This window comes from uncultured Marinobacter sp., assembly GCF_913055835.1.
Lineage (GTDB): Bacteria > Pseudomonadota > Gammaproteobacteria > Pseudomonadales > Oleiphilaceae > Marinobacter.
Genome location: NZ_CAJXKQ010000001.1, coordinates 155,064 through 173,102, shown reverse-complemented (window position 1 = coordinate 173,102; position 18,039 = coordinate 155,064). Strand labels below are relative to the sequence as shown.

Below are 18,039 nucleotides of genomic sequence, written 5' to 3'. Positions count from 1 at the left end.
CCAGTACAGTTGATCAACCGCGAATCTCCGGCAGCCTTACCTCGATATCGGGTTCGGAGTCATGCCAATGGCCCTCCCAGGTCACTTCAGGAGATTCGCCCGGGCGTGGCACGATGGTAATGGACAGGGTTCCGAAACTGGTCGGCGCCGGACCAAAGCGGATGGGTTTGTCCTGTTCAAGCCAACGCGGGGGAATGCCGGCACAAAGAATCAGGCGATCGCCTTCCTCCCGGACAAAGCAGTTACGCACCATCAGCAGCCATTCGGCAGACGCCCACACATGATGACCATCGCCCATGCAGCCGCCGTCGGTCGCCGGATGGATCGCTTCGGGCCACTGCCCCGTTGGTGAGGCCAGCCGGGCAACCGCATCCACCAGATCCAGGAACCGTGGATCACCCGCGCGCAGGAGCACCTGCGCCACATGCAGGGTCAGGTAGGCGTTCAGGCCCGAATGAATCATGTCCTGATAAAACGCACCTTTCACAAAGCATTTGTCGAGCAGAAACTCGACGCAATCGAGCAATCTGGGATCATCCGGCTCACACAGCTGGGTGGGGTAACCGATCGCCAGAGAGCCAATGGCGCCGGCATCCAGGCGACGGTAGGGTGATGCCGGCATGCCCGGCCGCTTCAGCCGTTGCTCACAGGTTGCCAGACTGCGATCAACGGTCTGGCTGAACTCTCGGGCACCGGCGCCAAAATGCTCGCTGGTTGGCCGGTCAATCGGGGCAAACAATGCTTCGGCGGCCTTGAGGCCAGCGATGCCCCAGAAATCGTCCCAATAGTAATAGTCATTGGGCCCGAGGTGCTCGGCACTGAAACCGGCGGGCAGCAGACCCGCATGGGGCTCGTCAATCGTATCGCTGAGACGTTTTCTCTCGATCCAGCGAGCCCCCTTGCGCACGGGTTCCTGCCATTCACTGTGCAACGGCCTGCCCGTGAGTTCATGGTATCGCCTGAGAATCCAGAGCACTTCTCCATTGGCATCCCACTCCCCTTCCTGGGAGCGGAAATAGCCATTTTTCATCTGCCTCGCCGGGAACTGGTAGAGCGCCCGCTCGGCCCGGTCAGTCAGACCTGCACAAAGCAAGGCATGGATAATGAAAGCGGCATCCCTGAACCAGAACCGCTTGTAGGTGTAGGGACCGGGATACACGTCTTCCGGAGAGTGCAGAACCAGGGAACTCAGAGCAGCGTCATAGAGAAACTGCCAGGTTTCGTCCGGGCACTCCAACCGGGCGTGCCCTTTAAGGGCACTGGCCCAGCCATCCGAACGAATGATCGGGGCCGATTCATCCTGCAGCGGCACCCTGAGCCTGAGTTCCGATTCCTCCCCGGCCTCAACCCGGAACAGGGCCGCCGCCGTAACCATGCCAACGTCGCATGTTCCTTCGCTCTGGTCTTCCTTGTCGTGCAGGTGAATTCGAACGTCACCCTGGCGGTAGTTCGACACATGATGCCGCTCAGCGGGCCGATTGAAGAATACCGCCTGCTTGCCGTCCACGGTCCAGGCGTCTCGCTGTTCGGAGAGACGCACCTTGTTGATAAAACTGATCCCTTCAGGATTGGCCGGACGCAGTGATATGACCAGGGAGCCGGAAGTCTCAGCCCTCGCCTTCACCACCATCTCGCAAACGGGGCGGCCCTCCTCCACCACCACCCGGGAGCGGCTTGTCAGGGCCAGCCCATCCAGCTCCGACTCCGTGACCACACAAGGGCCATTTTCGAGTTCCTGGCGCTGCCGGGCCGTCCTGCAACGTGAAGGCAGAAGACAGCGGCCATCGTCTGCCAACAACCACGCATCCAGTGACCAGCTGTCATGGAACGGGGTCAGCAACCCGCGGGGATCCACAACCGGCAGTTCATCCACATTCGGCTGGCCAATGGCCGTCCAGTTTCGGTTACTCAAATTGATGTGAGTGATGGAGAATGCCCGGGGAATGAAGGCAACATCCTCGGGGTCGAACTGACGCTCCACCCAGTAGGGCCAGACCCAGTCGAGGTTATGCTGGATGACCCGACTGTTGATCAGCCCCCGCGCGTGGAAAACCACGCCGGCCCTGAGCAACTCGATAGGCTCGCCGACTTCCGAAGGCTGGGCAAAGCTGTGCAGTTTTCCGAGTAGCGCGATCGGGTCCAGAAAACCATGGCGATGGGCCACGCGCTTTACCAGATAACGCCAGGGCAGCCACTTCATCCAGCTCATTCGTTTGCCGCCTGTTCTGTTGGTTCAGTCTCGACCTTGTAACGAGCCAGGGCCCGCCGGGCGAGTCGGTTGAGAAACACCACGGCCAGTACCGTGCCTACGAAACCCGCACCGTAAATGGCCCACTCCAGTGGTGTGCGGCCGGTTTCCCGCACGCCCAGAGTAGAGAGGTCGGCAGCAAGCGAGCCGAGATACACGTTGTGCAGGGAAAAGGGAATCACACCGAAAAAGGTGCCGGCGACAAAACCGCCAAATGAAAAGTTGGTGAGACCGAACAGAAAATTGGACAGCTTGCCGGGAAAGAACGGGATCAGGCGGGTCAGCAGCACGATTTTCCACCCGTGGGGTGCCATTTCGTTGCTGACCACAGACAGTCGAGCCCGATTGCGGATATACACGTGGGCATGTTCACCCAGAAAATGCCGGGCAATCAGAAAGGCAATGGCCGAGCCAAGGGTGGTACCCACCACCACGTAAGCCGTGCCCTCCAGTACGCCAAACACAAAGCCAGCGCCGGTGGTCAGAAGAACCCCCGGAAGCAGTAGCACCATGGCAAGCACCATGATGCCAATAAACAATAAAGCCGCCCAGGCACCCTGGGTATCAAACCAGCGCAGTAACTCAACCACCTGTTGATGCACTCCAAACGCATAGAGCAGACCAACAATGAGGCCGACGCCGGCAATGCTGCCCCCCATCCAGAGGATGGGCGATTTTTTCCAGTTGCTCATGGCCTTAGCCTAACGCGGGAGGACACCGGGTCTCAAAGGCCGAGCAGATCATCCCGGTTTAGGGGCTGCTGAGAATCGACTGGAGTTTCTGGGTCAGCTCAACGGCCTCTGCACCCAACGGGGTGAGGTAGCCGCCATCTTTCTGGCTCGTCAGCCCCTTGGCGTACAGATTTTCCGCGGCTTTCACCGTTTCCGGGGCCGCCGAATGTGCATGCACCTTGAGCCCTTCCTGGGTAGACGTCGAGGGAAACTGGCCCAGCAGATTGAGTTCGGCAAGGTGATCAACAGAGAATGGCATGGCATTTCCTCGTATTATTATCGGGGGTTTACATCCAGCATAGCCGATTCACACCATGAAGCTTTCCCGAATTCTCAGCAACCGGAATGGCGTCAGTCGCCGTCAGGCCAATTTCCTGATCGCGTCGGGGCGCGTGGCCGTGAACGGGGCCATCTGCAGAGAACCGGCTACCGAAGTCGACCGCTTTTCCAGCGTCCGCGTGGATGACGAAACGATTCAGACCGGCGAAAACCGACTCTATCTCATGCTCAATAAGCCACCGGGGTTCCTGAGTGCAACCAGCGACGACGTCCACCCAACGGTGATGGAACTGATTGCCCCGGACCTGCGCCCGGATCTGCACATTGCTGGCCGGCTCGATCGCAGCAGTACCGGGCTTCTCATCCTCACCAGTGATGGTCGCTGGTCCCGCCAACTCACCGAGCCCCGCATCAAGATCCCGAAGGTCTACCGGGTAAGTACAGCCTACCCGATCGCTCCGGACACGCCGGAGCGATTCGCAGCGGGCATCTGGTTTGAGTTTGAGCAACTGACAACCTCACCCGCTCATCTGGAACGTTTGAGCCCCTGCAACGCCAGGATGACCATCTATGAAGGCCGTTACCATCAGGTCAAGCGCATGTTCCACGCTGTCGGTAATCGTGTGACGGCCCTGCACCGGGAGCGGATGGGGAATATCCGGTTGGACGAAACGCTGGCGCCCGGCGACTACCGACCGCTCACTGCCGACGAAATCAACCTGATACCGGATTGATCTGTCTCACAAACCTGCGGCGCACATCGGCTATGCTTGTAGGGTGCTTTGACTGGAACCAGGGACGATTCACCACCATGCCGAATCAGGCGAGCGACTTCTACCCACGGCCACTTCGTCACCTTAGCAGCTACCTCTCAGGGCTGGTGCAGGGCAAGCTCTGGCTGAAGGTGCTCATTGGCATGTTCCTGGGTTTGATTACGGGCACGCTCCTGGGCCCCTCCGTGGGACTCGTGGAACCGGACACCGGCACGTTGATCGGTAACTGGCTGGCTTTCCCGGGCCAATTGTTCCTGGCCACGATCCAGATGATCGTGATCCCGCTGGTGATTGCCTCGGTGGTTCGCGGGCTTGCCGCCAGTGAAGACCTCGAACAGTTGCGAAAGCTCGGCCTGAGGGTAACCGGCTTTTTCGTGGTCACCACTGCGATGGCGGCGTCGATAGGTCTCTGGATCGGCGACCTGATCAATCCCGGCAGCATGATGGCAGGGCTCGGCACTCCAGTTGCAGCTGGGGATAACAGTGTGCCTGTTGCCTCCATGCCGGGTGTGGATGAGCTACCGAAGACCCTGCTCGGGCTGTTGCCGGGGAACCCGCTCGACGCCATGGTTGAAGGCCAGATGCTCCAGGTGGTGATCTTTTCCATCATTGTCGGCATTGCCCTGGTGAGCATGGCCCCGGAAAAATCCAGGCCCATGCTGGACCTGCTCGATTCCCTCCAGCAAATCTGCATGACCGTCGTACGCTGGGCCATGCGCCTTGCCCCGATTGCGGTATTCGGCCTGATGGCTCAACTGACAACAACATTGGGGTTCCGGGCAATGCTCGGCATGGCCTCTTATGTGGCGACCGTCATTGCCGGACTCCTGGTATTGCTGGGAGTCTACATGCTCATTCTTAAACTTCTGGCGGGCCAGTCTCCCAAACGTTTTCTGAAAGACACCCGGGATGTGCTGCTACTTGCCTTTTCCACATCCAGCTCGGCGGCCGTCATGCCCCTGTCGATACGGACTGCCGAAGACAAGCTGGGGGTCCGGCCTTCGGTGTCGCAGTTCGTGATTCCGCTGGGTGCCACCATCAACATGAACGGCACGGCACTCTACCAGGCCGTTGCCACCATCTTTCTGGCCCAGGTTTACGGCATTGATCTCAGCATGGGAAGCATGGCGCTCGTGGTCGCCATGGCCGTCGGTGCCTCGATCGGTTCACCGGCCACCCCCGGGGTCGGCATCGTGATCCTTGCCATGGTGTTGCAGACCGTTGGCATTCCTCCCGCCGGCATTGCCCTGATCATGGGCGTGGACCGGATCCTGGATATGTGCCGAACCGCCATCAACGTGACGGGCGACCTGGTAACCTGCCGTCTGATGGAGAATCTCGCGGGAAAGAGGCTGCCGCCCGAACCATCACCCGAGGAAACTTCCTGATCGCGCGGAAGTGAATTGAACATCAGGGATCATTGAGATTTCAGCGGCGGGAACCGGGCGGCTGAAATAGTAGCCCTGCAGGCGGGAGCACCCCAGTTTACGGAGCGCCTCTGCTTGCTCCGGCGTCTCAACGCCCTCGGCGACGATATCCTGGCCCAGCTCCGACCCCATGGCCACAATGGCGCGAACCAGTGTGTCTCCAGAGCTGTCGCCGGTAATGGCATTGGTGAAGAGACGGTCGATCTTCAGGGTATCGAAAGTGAAGTGCCGGAGGTAGGCCAGGTTGGAATACCCGGTTCCAAAATCATCCAGGGCGAGCTTCACACCGGCCTGTCGGATTGCTTCTAACGCACGCTGGCACTCGGCCACATCCCCCACAAGCATGCTCTCGGTTACTTCCAGTTCGAGCAACGCCGGTGGCAACGCCTGTTCCCCCAGAATAGCCCGCACCTGATTGGCAAATTGCGGATCCTCGAGCTGGGAGGCGCTGATATTCACCGCCACGCGCAGAGGTGTACCCCGTGCACGCCACAGGCTGGCTTGACGACAGGCACTGGCCAGCACCCATGCACCGAGCTGCGGCATCAGGCCGACGTTCTCGGCCACCGGAATAAATCGGTCCGGAGGTACCAGGCCTAACGTGGGCGATTGCCAACGAAGCAGCGCCTCAACGCCGAACATCCGCCCAGAGGCAGCACACACTTGCGGCTGGTAGACCAAGAAGAACTCCTCCCGTTCCAGGGCTCCCACCATGGCAGACCGTACCTCGGCATAACCGGCGAGGTGGGCCTGAAGGTCACGGGAGAAAAACCGGGCGCAACCTGCCCTGGCTGTTCTGAGTGCCAGCTCCGCGTTACGCAGGAGTTCGTCTGCATTACCCGCATCCTCGGGCATGAGGCTTACGCCAGCACTGGCGTTGATCAGCAGCGGGCCACCACCAAAGTGCATCGGTTCCGAAACGGCTGTCAGCAGCATCTGCACACGCTCATCCAGCCTATCTGGCTGCCGGCCATGGTTCAGGAATACAAGGAAATGGCCACCGCCGAGTCGGCCCACGAAATCATTCTCTTGCAGGGACGCTTCGATCCGTCCCATGACTGTTCGGATGACACGGTCACCAACTTCGTATCCTTGCCAGTGGTTTATTTCGGTAAGCGCACCAATCTTTACAACCATCACCGCAGCGCCGCGGCCCTTTTGCGCCGCCAGCTGTACGGCGACCGACAGGTTCTGGCGAACCGGCAGATTGGTCAATGGCCCGGTCAGACTACAACATGAACCCTTCATTGTTATGGGATGATCCTTGACAGGTTTGCTATAGACACCCGTTATCCTGTGAATCCTGTCATCGCCGGAGTCGGGAATCAGGGAATGGGCTTGTTTCATTTTATCCACCTATGTTGTGGCCGAAGCCCAAGGTGCATGATTTCAATACAGAAAACGATCAGTAACGTCTGAATTAAAGTAGGAAACGCCCTACCCGGGCTCAGAGAAGATCCTGGGACAGTGCTTACCGCACCAGATCGGAAATACTGTTGGCGTGCAGCTTTTCCATCAGCCGGGCCTTGTGGGTGCTGACGGTCTTCGAGCTGACGTGCAGCTTTTCGGCGATGTCTCCCACGTTCATGCCGCGGGCCAGGTCCAGGAACACTTCGTATTCCCGTCGGGTCATCCGCGCGTGGGGCTCCTCGTCCTGCTTGCCGGTCAGGGCGTCCATGGCCAGTTTGTCCGCCAGTTCCCGGGTGATATACATCTGGCCCCGGGCCACCTTGCGAAGGGCTTCCAGCAACTCCGCGGGCGGGCGGGTCTTGGTTATGAAGCCCCGGGCCCCGGCACGAATGGTGCGGGTGGCGTAAAGGTCCTCCCGATGCATGCTCAGCACCAGGATGTGGGTTTCCGGGGCCCGCCTGCGAACCCGCTCAATCAGGTCCAGGCCGGAGCAACCGGGCATGGACATATCCATCAGGAACACACCCGGCTGGCACTTTGGCAGCTCCCGGAGCGCTTCGTCGCCATCCGAGGCTTCGCCAACCACCTCCATATCCGGGGCCGACGCCACCAGGGCGCGAATGCCTTCCCGGACAATACTGTGGTCATCAGCGAGATACACACTAATCATCGGTTCGACTACCCCTCGGCAGGTTAATCAGAATTCTTACCCCGCGTCCGCTGGCTGACTCGACAGTCAGTTCACCCCCCAGCATGGCGACGCGTTCACGAATACCCAGAAGACCAGAGCCCTGGTGTCCCGAGGCCGCCGGATCAAAGCCAACGCCGTTATCCCTGATTTCAAGGTTCGCCGTCGTTTCGGTTTCGCGATACCGGACGCGCACACTCGTCGCCCGCGAGTGGCGGCTGATGTTGGTCATGCACTCCTGCAGGATGCGATACAACGCCGTGGCCACCTCGCTCTGCAAGCTGCCGTTTTCAGCCGATTCGGTGTGCCAGCTGACGTCCAGGCCTTCGCGCTCGGCCCATTTTGACAACAGCCACTCGGCTGCCGCCTCGAATCCGAGATCATCAAGCATGGGTGGTCGCAGGTTGGCGGATATTTCCCTGACCTTCTCCACCGCGTCGTCCACCGACTCAATGGTGTTCACCAGGTGCTTCCGGTGCTCGCGTGACAGTTCTTCTACCTGGTCAACAGCCAGTCCCAGGTTCAGCTTGAGTGCCGTCAGGGTCTGCCCCAGTTCGTCGTGCAGATCCCGGGCAAGACGGCGACGTTCCTGCTCCAGCACCCCTTCCTGGGCCCGGCTGAGCTGGCGCAGTTCCTCTTGCGAGTGCCTCAGCTCGGCTTCCCGACGTTTGGTCTCGGTGATATCGCGCTGCACCGCGGCAAAATAGGCGCGACCATTCTCCCCGGAGGCGGGAATGGGCACGATTTCGATCTCGTTCCAGAACGGCACGCCGTCCTTGCAGTAATTAACCAGCACTTCCTTGATGGGTTCGCGACGTTCCAGTGCGGCCCGTATTCTTTTCAGGGCCGCCCGGTCGGTATCCGGACCCTGAAAGATCCTGGGGGTCTGACCCAGCACTTCGTCCGGGCGATAACCGGTCATTCGTTCCACGCCTTCGTTCACATACACGATTCGCGGACCCGGCGGATCCAGGGGGTCGGTTTCGGTAATGATAATCACGTCGTGAATCTGCGACATGCAGGCCTGGAGCAAGCGTCGGCTTTCCTCCAGACGGTAGCGTTCGGTCTTGTCGCGGGCGACACCGAACACACCGGTGACTTCCCCGTTTACCAGAATCGGAATGTAGGTCACCTGGACCAGGGCTGTGCGCCCGCTGTGACGCTGCACGCGGCAGCGGTAACTGCATGGAATCCCACTCAGCGCAGCCTCCAGACATTCCCTGGCGGCCTCGCGGTCCCGCTGATCCACCAGGTTTTCCCAGTGATACTCGCAAAGCTGGCTCTCGGGGTACCCGGTCAACTCTTCGGTGCAGTGGTTCATTTCCACCAGCCGGCCTTCCAGATCCATACTGCAGACTGCGTACGGATTCTGCGAGAACAGGGAGCGAAACCGCTGCTCATTGACGGCAACCCGCTCCGACAGTTGCCGGTAGTCGGTGATATCCGCCAACTGCACAAAACGGGAACCGTCCGGACAGGTCGTCCGGGCAAAGGTGAGACGATAGAGCCGGTCACTGATCCGGACTTCCAGTTCGTGATCCGTCTCCGGAAGCGTACCAGAGCCTCCGAGCCGCCACCCAAGTTCCGGCTGGTCGGCTTCGCCCAGACATTCGATCAGCGGAATGCCCACTTCAAGGCAGGCATCAAGTCGGGCAGCGCTTTTGTTAAGATCCAGAATCCGGCCGTCGGGCGCAATCCGAAGAACCGCTCCGGGAAGCGCACCGATGGGGACCTGACTGTAGGATCCCACATCGTCCTCCTGAACGTTCATTGAAACTACCTCTTAACTGTAGCAGGAAGCCGGGAGCCTTCCAGACCCGGGATTGTCCCTAGGAGGCCATTGGGCGCCTGTGTGGGCGGCCGACGATGGCCTCGGCCATCTGGCTCAGAGGCAAAATTTCAGCGGCCGCGCCGATTTCAATGGCTTCCCGGGGCATGCCGAAGACCACCGAGCTTTCCTGGTCCTGGGCGATGGTGTGGGCACCGGCCTGGCGCATGGCCAGCAGACCCTGGGCACCGTCGTCGCCCATGCCGGTCATGATGATGCCCAGGGCATTGCGCCCCGCGGTATTGGCGACCGATCGGAACAACACGTCCACCGACGGTTTGTGCCGGTTCACTGGCGGACCATCCGCCACGCCCACACGGTACTGGGCCCCGCTGCGGCGAAGCTGCATATGGCGCCCGCCCGGGGCAATAAGCACCAGACCGGGAATCACCCGATCACCGTCCACCGCCTCCCGCACCTCGCAGCGGCAGAGCTGGTTCAGCCGCTGGGCAAAGGCCGCCGTGAACTTCTCCGGCATGTGTTGCACCACCACAATCCCCGGGCAGTCTGCCGGCACTCGGGTCAGCACCGCTTCCAGTGCCTGGGTGCCACCGGTGGAAGTGCCCAGCGCCACCACCTGATCGGTGGTGCGGGCCATGGCCACCGGCGCTGGCGCCCTGGGTTCAGGCGCTGCCGCAGGACGCGCCCGCGGCACTGCCGCGAGCTTTGCCCGCGCCGCGGCCTTGAGCACCTGCACCATGTGCTGGCCACCGGCCTGCAGAAAATCCCGCAAACCGAGCTTGGGCTTGGTGATGATATCCACCGCACCGGCGGACAGGGCCTGGAGCGTGGTATCCGCGCCCTTTTCAGTCAGCGTGGAGCAGATCACCACCGGCGTGGGACGCTCTTTCATCAGCTTGCGGAGGAAGGTGATGCCGTCCATGCGGGGCATCTCGACGTCCAGAATGATCACGTCCGGCCAGTCCCTCTGCATTTTCTGCAGGGCGAAGATCGGGTCCGGCGCGGCTCCGGCAACCCGTATTCCGGGGTCCGACATCAGCAACTGGCCCAACACCTGGCGGACGACGGCCGAGTCATCAACAATGAACACGGAAACTGGCGCAGTCATGCGACTCCTCCTGATGAAACCGGGCTGGCCGGCTCCGCCCGGCTTTCGCCCCGGCGAACCCAGACATCGCCATCGGCAATGCTGAAGAACAACCGCCGGTACCCTGTGCCGCCGAGGCTTCTCGATGTTACCGACAGCCCGTAGTGCGCCATCAGGGCCTCGGCCGCATCGACATTGCGCCTGGCGACCGAGCTGCCATGGGGACCTACATCAAACATGCTGGCGCCGCCGAACAGCTTGGCCTCGTAGTCGGTGACCACTGTGCCCTGCTGACGGATTTCGGCAACCAGCAACTCCAGGGCATCTGCCCCGTAACGGGCATTTAGCGTACTTTCAAGGCTACGGCCCGGCAGCATGTAGTGACACATGCCGCCAAGCTTAAGCTCCGGGTGCCACAGCGTCACCGCGATGCAGGAACCCAGGGTGGTATGAATCCGGGTGTCGCGATCCCCGAAATACCAGTCCCCGGGATGAAGAAAGATGTCGATGCCCGAACCCAGTTGTGCGGTCATTTTTGTTTCCGGTAAATGGAGGGCGCTATCGCCTCGAGTCCGTTCTGGAACCCGTTCAGGGTCTCAGAATGACCAATCAGCAGATAGCCGCCGGGGCGCAGACAGGCCTGTAACCGGGCAACAATCTGCTGCTTGGTGTCGGCATTGAAATAGATCATCACGTTGCGCAGGAAGATCACGTCGAACTCGCCAACGTCCGGCAAGCGGGTGTTGAGGTTGATCTGACGAAACTCCACCCGCGACCGCAGGGCCGGATCCACCATCAGGGTGCCGGCTGCTTCGCCAATGCCTTTCAGACAATGGCGTTTGAGACATTCCGGCGGAATCCGGTCGGTCCGGGCCAGGGGATAACGGCCGGCTCTGGCTTTTTCCAGAACCTGGGTACTGATATCCGAAGCCAGAATCTCCCAGCCGCTGGCGCCCATCGTATCCGACAGCACCATGGCGGCGGTGTAGGGTTCCTCGCCGCTGGAACAGGCGGCACTCCAGAGGCGAAAGCGGCCCTGCCGACGTCGCTCGGCCAGAATCCGGTCCCGCAGGAACTCGAAGTGCCGGGGCTCCCGGAAGAAGTAGGTCTCGTTGGTGGTCAGCAGGTCGACCGCGACCTGCTTCTCCGAGGCACTCGTCTTCAGATAGCGCCAGTACTCGGCATAGCTGCCCAATGCCAGCGTCTTCAACCGCCTGGAAAGTCGCCCGGCCACCATGGTGCGCTTGCTCGCCGGCATGTGGATGCCGGCAACCGCAAAGATCATCCCCTGGAATTCCCGGAATTCGGCTTCACCGAGAACCGGGGCGGCATTCACCGCACTCTTTACGCTCTCGGCACGAAGCTCAGTGGTCGAGGACATCTTGGTGGCCATCCGAGATCGCGGCCAGCTCGGCCATTTCACGGGTGTTCAGCGTTTGCTGAACGTCCAGCAGAATCACAAACTGGCCCTGAACCTTACCCATGCCGGCAATGAAGTCCGCCCGGATGCGAGCGCCAAAACTGGGTGCGGGCTCTATCTCCGCAGGCGGAATTTCCAGCACCTCAGAGACCGCGTCCACGATTACCCCGATTTCCTGCAGGCTCTCGTCCGCGCCTTCCACCTCGAGGATGACGACGCAGCTGCGGCGGTTGATGGTGCTCTCGCCCCGACCAAAGCGGGCGGACAGGTCGATCACCGGCACCACACTGCCCCGCAGGTTGATCACCCCGCGCACAAACTCGGGCATCATCGGTACGGTAGTCAGGCTGCCGTACTCGATGATTTCACGAATGTGCAGAATGCCCACCGCAAACATCTCGCGACCCACCTGAAAGGTCAGATACTGGTTCTGGTCTCCGGAGGTGTCCGCAATGCGGACCACCTCCTGCTGTCTTTGTACCTGGCTCATGGTCACCTCCGGTCAGAAGCGCACGTAGGCAGAAGCATCAAACTCGTCGTTGTCCTGCACCGGCCGGGAAACCTCCCGGGCCTTTTTCGCAGGCACCGCAGGCTTGGCCTGACGCATGGGTGCCTGAGCACCGTGGCTGTCGTGGGTGCGGAAGAAGGCCATGGCCTGCTGCAGCTGCTCGGCCTGGGACGACATTTCTTCCGAAGTGGCCGCCAGCTCCTCGGAGGCAGAGGCGTTCTGCTGGGTAATCTGATTCAGTTGCTCCATGGCGCTGTTGATCTGCTCGACGCCGGCCGACTGTTCGCCGGAGGCGGCAGCAATTTCCTGCACCAGATCGGAGGTTTTCTGGATCGAAGGTACCATCTCGGTCAGCAAGCGCCCGGCCCGCTCGGCCAGCTCCACGGAGGACCCGGCCACTTCTCCGATCTCCTGTGCGGCAACCTGGCTCCGTTCGGCCAGCTTGCGTACCTCGGCGGCCACCACCGCGAAGCCTTTGCCGTGCTCGCCGGCCCGGGCCGCTTCAATGGCCGCGTTCAGGGCCAGCAGGTTGGTCTGGTAGGCAATGTCGTCGATGATCGAGATCTTCTCGGCAATGCTCTTCATGGCGGTAACGGTCTGGCCAACAGCCTCCCCGCCTTCCACCGCTTCCCGGGAAGCCTTGCTGGCCATGCCGTCGGTGATAGAGGCGTTCTCGGTGTTCTGGCTGATGGACGCGGTCATCTGCTCCATGGAGGCACTGGTTTCTTCGACACTGGAGGCCTGCTCGCTTGACGCTTGAGACAACGACTGGCTGGTAGCGCTGACTTCCTCCGAAGCCGAGGCCAGGTTGTCCGCACCGGACCGGACTTCAGAAATCACCTGGGACAGTTTCACCACCATCCGCTGCATGGTGTCCATCATCTGGCCAATCTCGTCGCGGCTGCGGGCCTCGACTTTCACGGTCAGATCGCCGTCGGCAATGCTGGTAGCCGCGGCCATGGCTTCTCGGATAGCGCCGGTAATGCTGCGTGCGATCACATAGGCGAGCCCAAGGCCGAGCAGGATGCTGACCGAGAGCAGTACGATTACCGCGAGCTGGGCGGCTGAGTAGGCCTCGCTGGCAGCAGCGCTGGCAGCTTTACCCATGTCGACATTCCACGTCACGTTGCGTTCGATGGCATCGCTGATATTGTTGAACGCAGCTCTCGATTCACCACGGTAATAGTCCATCGCCGCCTCGGTATTACCCGCGAGAGAGAGCGACAGGAGCTTCTTATGGTCGGTCTGGTAACTGTTCCAGGCAGACTGGTATTGCTCGAACAGAGCTTTTTCCTCGGGCATGCTCAATAAAGCGGCAAACGTTGCGGTCACAGCCTCTAGTCGGCTGTCGATGGTGGCCATGCGCTGCTCGTTCCCGGCCATCTCCTCAGCAGACTGGGAAATGATGTGTTCCAGTTCGAACCGGCGATAGTCGCCTACCAGCGCATCCATGGTCTGAGCGGCGTCAACTGCGACCATCCAGTTATCCGCCAGTTCATTGGCAGAATCGTTCATGGTGGACATCTGCATCAGGGCAAACACACCGGTGGCAAGGAACAACACGAGGACCACCCCGAAGGCGCCCATCAGTTTGGTGAAGATTCGAAGATTATTTAACAGGCTCATTGGATTTGATCCCCTGTGTAAGGCCATGTCTTGATTGATGAAAACGCATTCCCTGCGCGCTCAGCGATTCCTGCTCCCGATGGCTGATCTGGGAAATCAGGGCCTGCACGTCCAGAATCAGGGCCACCTGGCCACTCCCCAAAATGGTGGAGCCAGATAACCCTCTGAGATGAGAAAAGATGCCGTTCAGCGGTTTGATCACGGTCTGGTGTTCGCCCAACAGATCGTCCACGATCAGGCCCGCCTTGCGGCCGGCGTGGCGCACCACAATGATGTTCTGCCGCCGGCCCGGCTTGCCCGGCACGCAGAACTGATCCCGCAGCCTTACCAGCGGCAGGACCTCCTGGCGCAGATTCAGGTAGTCCTGGCCGGCACTGAGGGCCTGCTGCTCGGCACTCAGCTCCGTGCATTCGACCACCATTTCCAGGGGAACCACGTAGGTGGCCTCGCCAACGCTGGCAAGAAAGCCGTCAATGATGGCCAGGGTCAGCGGCAACCGGATACGGAAGGTGGTGCCACCGGCAACACCCGGCGATTCCAGCTCCACCATGCCGCGCAGCGCCTCAATGTTGCGGCGCACCACATCCATGCCAACGCCCCGGCCGGACAGGTTGGTGACCTGTTCCACCGTGGAAAAACCCGGCTCGAAGATCAGGTTGAAGATCTCGGTGTCGGAGAGCACCGCATCCGGCTTCACCAGATCCCGCTCTACCGCCTTGGCCAGCAGCCGGTCACGGTTGAGGCCGTTGCCGTCGTCACTCACTTCAATCACCACGGCACCGGATTCGTGATAGGCATTGAGGTGCACCCGGCCCTGGCCCGGCTTGCCCTTGCCCAGGCGAACCTCGGGCAACTCAATGCCGTGGTCGCAGGCATTGCGCACCAGGTGAGTCAGCGGGTCGGCGATTTTCTCGACCACCGTCTTGTCCAGCTCGGTATCGGCACCGGTAATCACCAGCTCGATGTCCTTTCCAAGTTCCGAAGACACGTCCCGAACCACCCGCTGAAAACGCTGGAAGGTTTCACCAATGGGCACCATGCGCAGATCCAGGGAGCTGTCACGGATCTCTTCCACCAGCAGGTTGAGATTGGCCGCAGTCTCCCGGGAAACGGCATCGCCCGAGCGTTCCGCATCCAGCGTGACCGTTGCCGAGGCAATCACCAGCTCACCCACCAGGTTGATCAGGTTGTCCAGTTTGTCTGCCTGGATCCTGAGGTGCTGCACCGACTTCTTCCGGCGGCCCTGCTGCAGGTCGACGGCCTCTCCCATACGGATATCGCCCACAGGCTCGTTGCCCTGCTCCGGATCCGCAGGTGCGACGCCACTCACTGATTCAGACTCGTCGGCTGCCTCCGGCCGGAAGATCTCCAGCTCACACAGTTCACCGGCAAACTCGAACACATCCTCGATGTCGCTTTGAGCGGCGTCAGTGCGCAGAGCCAGGTCAAAGCTCAGGTAACAGGCCTCGGGGTCAAACTCGGGCAGTGCGGGCAGGCCCTGCTCCAGAGCCGTAACCTGCTCAAGCTGCCCCAGGGTTCCCAGGAAGCGAATAAAGCCCAGGGGATCCATACCATGACGCAGGGCATCAGCGTGGACCCGGATCCGGATCTGCCAGAGGCTGTCGCCAGCAGGCGACAATGGCGTTTCAGGCGCCGCAGCGGCCGACCCGGAAACAGTCAACGACTGGAAGGGTTCGAGCTCTGCCAGCAGGGCCCGGCCCGAAGGCTGGAGCTCAACGGCGTCGGCAGGCTCGGGCACCTCCACCAGAAGACTAATGTGGTCCCGACAACGTAAAAGCAGGTTGGCCAGCTCCCGGCTCAGGGCAATCTCGTGGGCCCTCAGGCGGTCCAGAACATTCTCGACCACATGAGTGAACTCCACCACGTGGTCGAGGCCGAACATGCCAGCCGATCCCTTGACGGTGTGCACGCAACGGAAAAGCGCATTCTGGAGCTCTGCCTCCCCGGGCCGGGTTTCCAGTTCAAGCAGGATGTTCTCCATGTCGAACAGCAGCTCGCGGCTCTCATCCAGGAAGGTTTGAAGCGCCTGTTCCATGTTCATGACTGCGACTCCAGGCCGGCCAGCTCGAAGACTTCCCGAACGGCCTCACTGTGGTTGACGAGGGCAACCGTCTCACTGCCCGGCACTTCCAGGCGCCGGGCCAGCAGCAGGATCTGTAGCCCCGCGGTATCCAGCTCGGTTACACCGCCCAGGTCAACATTGCGAAGCTCGCCGGTTCCGAAAGCACTGCAGAGATGTTCGGAGGCGGAGTTGGCCTCATAGATGGTGAGCTCGCCCCGGAACGACAGGCAGCCGGTGCCGGCATCGAAATCGGCAACGGCGCTCATGGTCCCACCAGCTTGTTGACCGCAGCCAGCATCTGCTGGGGCTGGAAAGGTTTGACCATCCAGGCTTTGGCGCCTCCGGCCTGGCCCTGCATTTTCTTGTCCTCGGCGGACTCGGTGGTCAGCATGATCACCGGAGTGAACTTGTACTCGGGCCGGGCTTTGACTTCCCGCAGGAAAGTGAGCCCGTCCATGTTCGGCATGTTCACGTCCGAGATCATCAGGTGAACGCGCTGCCCATTGAGTTTGCCCAGGGCATCGCGGCCGTCGCAGGCCTCGATCACATCAAAGCCGGCGCCCTTGAGGGTGAGCGATACCACCTGCCGGATGGACGCCGAGTCATCCACAATCAGAATACTTTTAGCCATAGTTTTGACCCGTTAGCTGTCTGTCTTTGCCGGCCACCGCCGGACCCACTCTGTTCAGAAAAACGTAATATCACCGCCGGTTGCCGACCGGGCCGCCCCCTTGCTCTCGTCATTGCCGCCATGTTTGCTGCGATGGTTGTTGCGCTCCTCAGCCATGGCGTAGGAGGCCTCCATCTGACGCATCACCGAATCCACGTCAGGCAGGTCGCCGGCGCTCAGGCTGTCACTCACTGAGCCGATGTTGGCGCGCACATGGCTCAGCATCTGACTGGTGCGATCTTGGAACTGGAGCTGTACCAACGCCTGCTCCACTTCCGACTGGATGCCGACGTTGGACCGACGCAGGGATTCGGCGGATTCCACCAACCGGGTCCCGAAACTCCGGAAACTGGCTAGCACCTGCTCGATGGTGCGTTCCGACGACGACACCGCTTCGCCGTCACGGCCCCGTGAGTCCTGGGCTGCGCTGACCGCGGAGCGGATGGAATCACCGATGTAGCCGACCTTGGTGCTGATTCGCTCCCCGGTCTCGGCAGAAAGCCGGGAGAGTTTGCGCACTTCGTCCGCCACCACGGCAAAGCCGCGCCCGTGCTCACCGGCCCGTGCTGCTTCTATGGCCGCGTTCAGTGCCAGCAGATTGGTCTGGCCGGCGATGGTGGCCACGTCCTGCGCCATGGTGTCGAGCTCATCCACAAAGGTATCCAGACCGTTGATCTGCTGAAGCAGGCCATCCCGGTCTTCAAGCGCTCGCTGCAGGGTATTCACCACCGACTGAAGCTCGTTTTCAGACTTGCCGAAAACGCCGCCCAGGCCGCCTTCCAGGGAATCGGCCACCTCCGAGGACATGGCGGTGGCGTCGCGCAGTTCCCCGGCGAGGTGACTGAAGCAGGTGGTCAGATCGGTGATGGCGCTTTCGGTCTGGGAACGGGCGGTTTCGATCTGCTGGGACCAGATGGGCAACAACTCAGAGCCAAGCTTTTCGCAGGCCTGCCGCTGGGGCAGGTCTGACGTCGCCAGCGCTGTGGCCTGGCTCTCCATGGCCGCGGAGAACGCCGCGGAACCACGGTGGCAGAGTGTTCGTGCCAGCAGGGCAGCACCAATACCAACAATCACCAGGGCCAACGCCAGGGCAAACCGCCCCGGCCCCGACAGTGCAAACAGAAACGCTGTGGCGCTCAGCAGCGCAGGTGCTGCGCTGACAGCCATCAACTTTGATACAGGAAAGCGAGGATTAGTGGTCACGACTGGCTCCAATTCTGATAGGGCCATCGTGCTCCCGGTGGGTGAAGCGAACAATCAGGTCAATGCTGGTAATCGCCTAAGGGCGGGCCAGGCTGTT

Annotated in this window: 17 protein-coding genes; 2 read left to right on the top strand and 15 right to left on the bottom strand. The window is 61.0% G+C overall.

Features of this window, described 5'->3' with window-relative positions; genetic code table 11:
* Positions 1 to 13: 13 nt before the first annotated feature.
* Genes QZ534_RS00880 through QZ534_RS00870 form a run of 3 tightly spaced genes read right to left on the bottom strand, consistent with a single transcriptional unit; the run spans position 14 to position 3,238 of the window.
* Entirely contained in the window at positions 14 to 2,209 is a 2,196-nt protein-coding gene (locus QZ534_RS00880) for a hypothetical protein (RefSeq protein WP_296930249.1), read from the bottom strand.
* Positions 2,206 to 2,940, bottom strand: a complete 735-nt coding sequence (locus QZ534_RS00875) for a TVP38/TMEM64 family protein (protein WP_296930247.1) — start codon at positions 2,938 to 2,940, stop codon at positions 2,206 to 2,208. Before QZ534_RS00875 ends, QZ534_RS00880 begins: the two co-directional genes overlap by 4 nt.
* A 58-nt stretch (positions 2,941 to 2,998) precedes the next feature.
* Complete coding sequence (locus tag QZ534_RS00870) at positions 2,999 to 3,238, bottom strand: TIGR02647 family protein (RefSeq protein ID WP_296930246.1); 240 nt, start codon at positions 3,236 to 3,238, stop codon at positions 2,999 to 3,001.
* A 55-nt stretch (positions 3,239 to 3,293) separates the two neighbouring features.
* Between QZ534_RS00870 and QZ534_RS00865 the strand changes: the two genes are divergently transcribed.
* Together QZ534_RS00865 and QZ534_RS00860 are read left to right on the top strand one after the other, a co-directional pair.
* Positions 3,294 to 3,992 (top strand): pseudouridine synthase, encoded by a 699-nt coding sequence (locus QZ534_RS00865; RefSeq protein ID WP_296930243.1) that lies wholly within the window; start codon positions 3,294 to 3,296, stop codon positions 3,990 to 3,992.
* Between the two features lie 77 nt (positions 3,993 to 4,069).
* Positions 4,070 to 5,419, top strand: a complete 1,350-nt coding sequence (locus tag QZ534_RS00860; RefSeq protein WP_296930240.1) for a dicarboxylate/amino acid:cation symporter — start codon at positions 4,070 to 4,072, stop codon at positions 5,417 to 5,419.
* Here the strand turns inward: QZ534_RS00860 and QZ534_RS00855 are convergent.
* The 12 genes from QZ534_RS00855 to QZ534_RS00800 form a co-directional block, all read right to left on the bottom strand.
* Positions 5,399 to 6,706 (bottom strand): bifunctional diguanylate cyclase/phosphodiesterase, encoded by a 1,308-nt coding sequence (locus QZ534_RS00855; protein WP_296930236.1) that lies wholly within the window; start codon positions 6,704 to 6,706, stop codon positions 5,399 to 5,401. The genes QZ534_RS00860 and QZ534_RS00855 overlap by 21 nt on opposite strands.
* A gap of 223 nt (positions 6,707 to 6,929) precedes the next feature.
* Positions 6,930 to 7,538, bottom strand: a complete 609-nt coding sequence (locus tag QZ534_RS00850; RefSeq protein ID WP_296930234.1) for a response regulator transcription factor — start codon at positions 7,536 to 7,538, stop codon at positions 6,930 to 6,932.
* Positions 7,531 to 9,327 (bottom strand): PAS domain S-box protein, encoded by a 1,797-nt coding sequence (locus tag QZ534_RS00845; RefSeq protein WP_296930230.1) that lies wholly within the window; start codon positions 9,325 to 9,327, stop codon positions 7,531 to 7,533. Before QZ534_RS00845 ends, QZ534_RS00850 begins: the two co-directional genes overlap by 8 nt.
* 58 nt (positions 9,328 to 9,385) lie before the next feature.
* Positions 9,386 to 10,453 (bottom strand): chemotaxis response regulator protein-glutamate methylesterase, encoded by a 1,068-nt coding sequence (locus tag QZ534_RS00840; protein ID WP_296930227.1) that lies wholly within the window; start codon positions 10,451 to 10,453, stop codon positions 9,386 to 9,388.
* The gene (locus QZ534_RS00835) at positions 10,450 to 10,965 is read right to left on the bottom strand and encodes a chemotaxis protein CheD (protein WP_296930225.1); all 516 of its coding nucleotides are present in this window, start codon (positions 10,963 to 10,965) and stop codon (positions 10,450 to 10,452) included. The genes QZ534_RS00840 and QZ534_RS00835 overlap by 4 nt, the downstream gene beginning before the upstream one ends.
* A complete protein-coding gene (locus QZ534_RS00830) occupies positions 10,962 to 11,813 on the bottom strand; it encodes a protein-glutamate O-methyltransferase CheR (RefSeq protein WP_296930222.1) in 852 nt (283 codons plus the stop codon). Before QZ534_RS00830 ends, QZ534_RS00835 begins: the two co-directional genes overlap by 4 nt.
* Positions 11,797 to 12,342, bottom strand: a complete 546-nt coding sequence (locus QZ534_RS00825; RefSeq protein ID WP_296930219.1) for a chemotaxis protein CheW — start codon at positions 12,340 to 12,342, stop codon at positions 11,797 to 11,799. The genes QZ534_RS00830 and QZ534_RS00825 overlap by 17 nt, the downstream gene beginning before the upstream one ends.
* Before the next feature lie 12 nt (positions 12,343 to 12,354).
* Entirely contained in the window at positions 12,355 to 13,986 is a 1,632-nt protein-coding gene (locus QZ534_RS00820; RefSeq protein ID WP_296930217.1) for a methyl-accepting chemotaxis protein, read from the bottom strand.
* Positions 13,970 to 16,048 carry a chemotaxis protein CheA gene (locus QZ534_RS00815; RefSeq protein ID WP_296930214.1) on the bottom strand — a complete coding sequence of 693 codons (2,079 nt, stop codon included), beginning with the start codon at positions 16,046 to 16,048 and terminating at the stop codon, positions 13,970 to 13,972. Before QZ534_RS00815 ends, QZ534_RS00820 begins: the two co-directional genes overlap by 17 nt.
* Entirely contained in the window at positions 16,045 to 16,335 is a 291-nt protein-coding gene (locus tag QZ534_RS00810) for an STAS domain-containing protein (protein ID WP_296930212.1), read from the bottom strand. The genes QZ534_RS00815 and QZ534_RS00810 overlap by 4 nt, the downstream gene beginning before the upstream one ends.
* Positions 16,332 to 16,700 carry a response regulator gene (locus QZ534_RS00805; RefSeq protein ID WP_296930209.1) on the bottom strand — a complete coding sequence of 123 codons (369 nt, stop codon included), beginning with the start codon at positions 16,698 to 16,700 and terminating at the stop codon, positions 16,332 to 16,334. Before QZ534_RS00805 ends, QZ534_RS00810 begins: the two co-directional genes overlap by 4 nt.
* A 54-nt stretch (positions 16,701 to 16,754) precedes the next feature.
* Positions 16,755 to 17,942 (bottom strand): methyl-accepting chemotaxis protein, encoded by a 1,188-nt coding sequence (locus tag QZ534_RS00800; RefSeq protein ID WP_296930206.1) that lies wholly within the window; start codon positions 17,940 to 17,942, stop codon positions 16,755 to 16,757.
* Positions 17,943 to 18,039: the final 97 nt, after the last annotated feature.

Excerpts from the sequence above, each read along its gene's own strand:
- QZ534_RS00880 (WP_296930249.1), bottom strand. The coding sequence starts at position 2,209 with ATGAGCTGGATGAAGTGGCTGCCCTGGCGTTATCTGGTAAAGCGCGTG.
- QZ534_RS00875 (WP_296930247.1), bottom strand. The coding sequence starts at position 2,940 with ATGAGCAACTGGAAAAAATCGCCCATCCTCTGGATGGGGGGCAGCATT.
- QZ534_RS00870 (WP_296930246.1), bottom strand. The coding sequence starts at position 3,238 with ATGCCATTCTCTGTTGATCACCTTGCCGAACTCAATCTGCTGGGCCAG.
- QZ534_RS00865 (WP_296930243.1), top strand. The coding sequence starts at position 3,294 with ATGAAGCTTTCCCGAATTCTCAGCAACCGGAATGGCGTCAGTCGCCGT.
- QZ534_RS00860 (WP_296930240.1), top strand. The coding sequence starts at position 4,070 with ATGCCGAATCAGGCGAGCGACTTCTACCCACGGCCACTTCGTCACCTT.
- QZ534_RS00855 (WP_296930236.1), bottom strand. The coding sequence starts at position 6,706 with ATGAAGGGTTCATGTTGTAGTCTGACCGGGCCATTGACCAATCTGCCG.
- QZ534_RS00850 (WP_296930234.1), bottom strand. The coding sequence starts at position 7,538 with ATGATTAGTGTGTATCTCGCTGATGACCACAGTATTGTCCGGGAAGGC.
- QZ534_RS00845 (WP_296930230.1), bottom strand. The coding sequence starts at position 9,327 with ATGAACGTTCAGGAGGACGATGTGGGATCCTACAGTCAGGTCCCCATC.
- QZ534_RS00840 (WP_296930227.1), bottom strand. The coding sequence starts at position 10,453 with ATGACTGCGCCAGTTTCCGTGTTCATTGTTGATGACTCGGCCGTCGTC.
- QZ534_RS00835 (WP_296930225.1), bottom strand. The coding sequence starts at position 10,965 with ATGACCGCACAACTGGGTTCGGGCATCGACATCTTTCTTCATCCCGGG.
- QZ534_RS00830 (WP_296930222.1), bottom strand. The coding sequence starts at position 11,813 with ATGTCCTCGACCACTGAGCTTCGTGCCGAGAGCGTAAAGAGTGCGGTG.
- QZ534_RS00825 (WP_296930219.1), bottom strand. The coding sequence starts at position 12,342 with ATGAGCCAGGTACAAAGACAGCAGGAGGTGGTCCGCATTGCGGACACC.
- QZ534_RS00820 (WP_296930217.1), bottom strand. The coding sequence starts at position 13,986 with ATGAGCCTGTTAAATAATCTTCGAATCTTCACCAAACTGATGGGCGCC.
- QZ534_RS00815 (WP_296930214.1), bottom strand. The coding sequence starts at position 16,048 with ATGAACATGGAACAGGCGCTTCAAACCTTCCTGGATGAGAGCCGCGAG.
- QZ534_RS00810 (WP_296930212.1), bottom strand. The coding sequence starts at position 16,335 with ATGAGCGCCGTTGCCGATTTCGATGCCGGCACCGGCTGCCTGTCGTTC.
- QZ534_RS00805 (WP_296930209.1), bottom strand. The coding sequence starts at position 16,700 with ATGGCTAAAAGTATTCTGATTGTGGATGACTCGGCGTCCATCCGGCAG.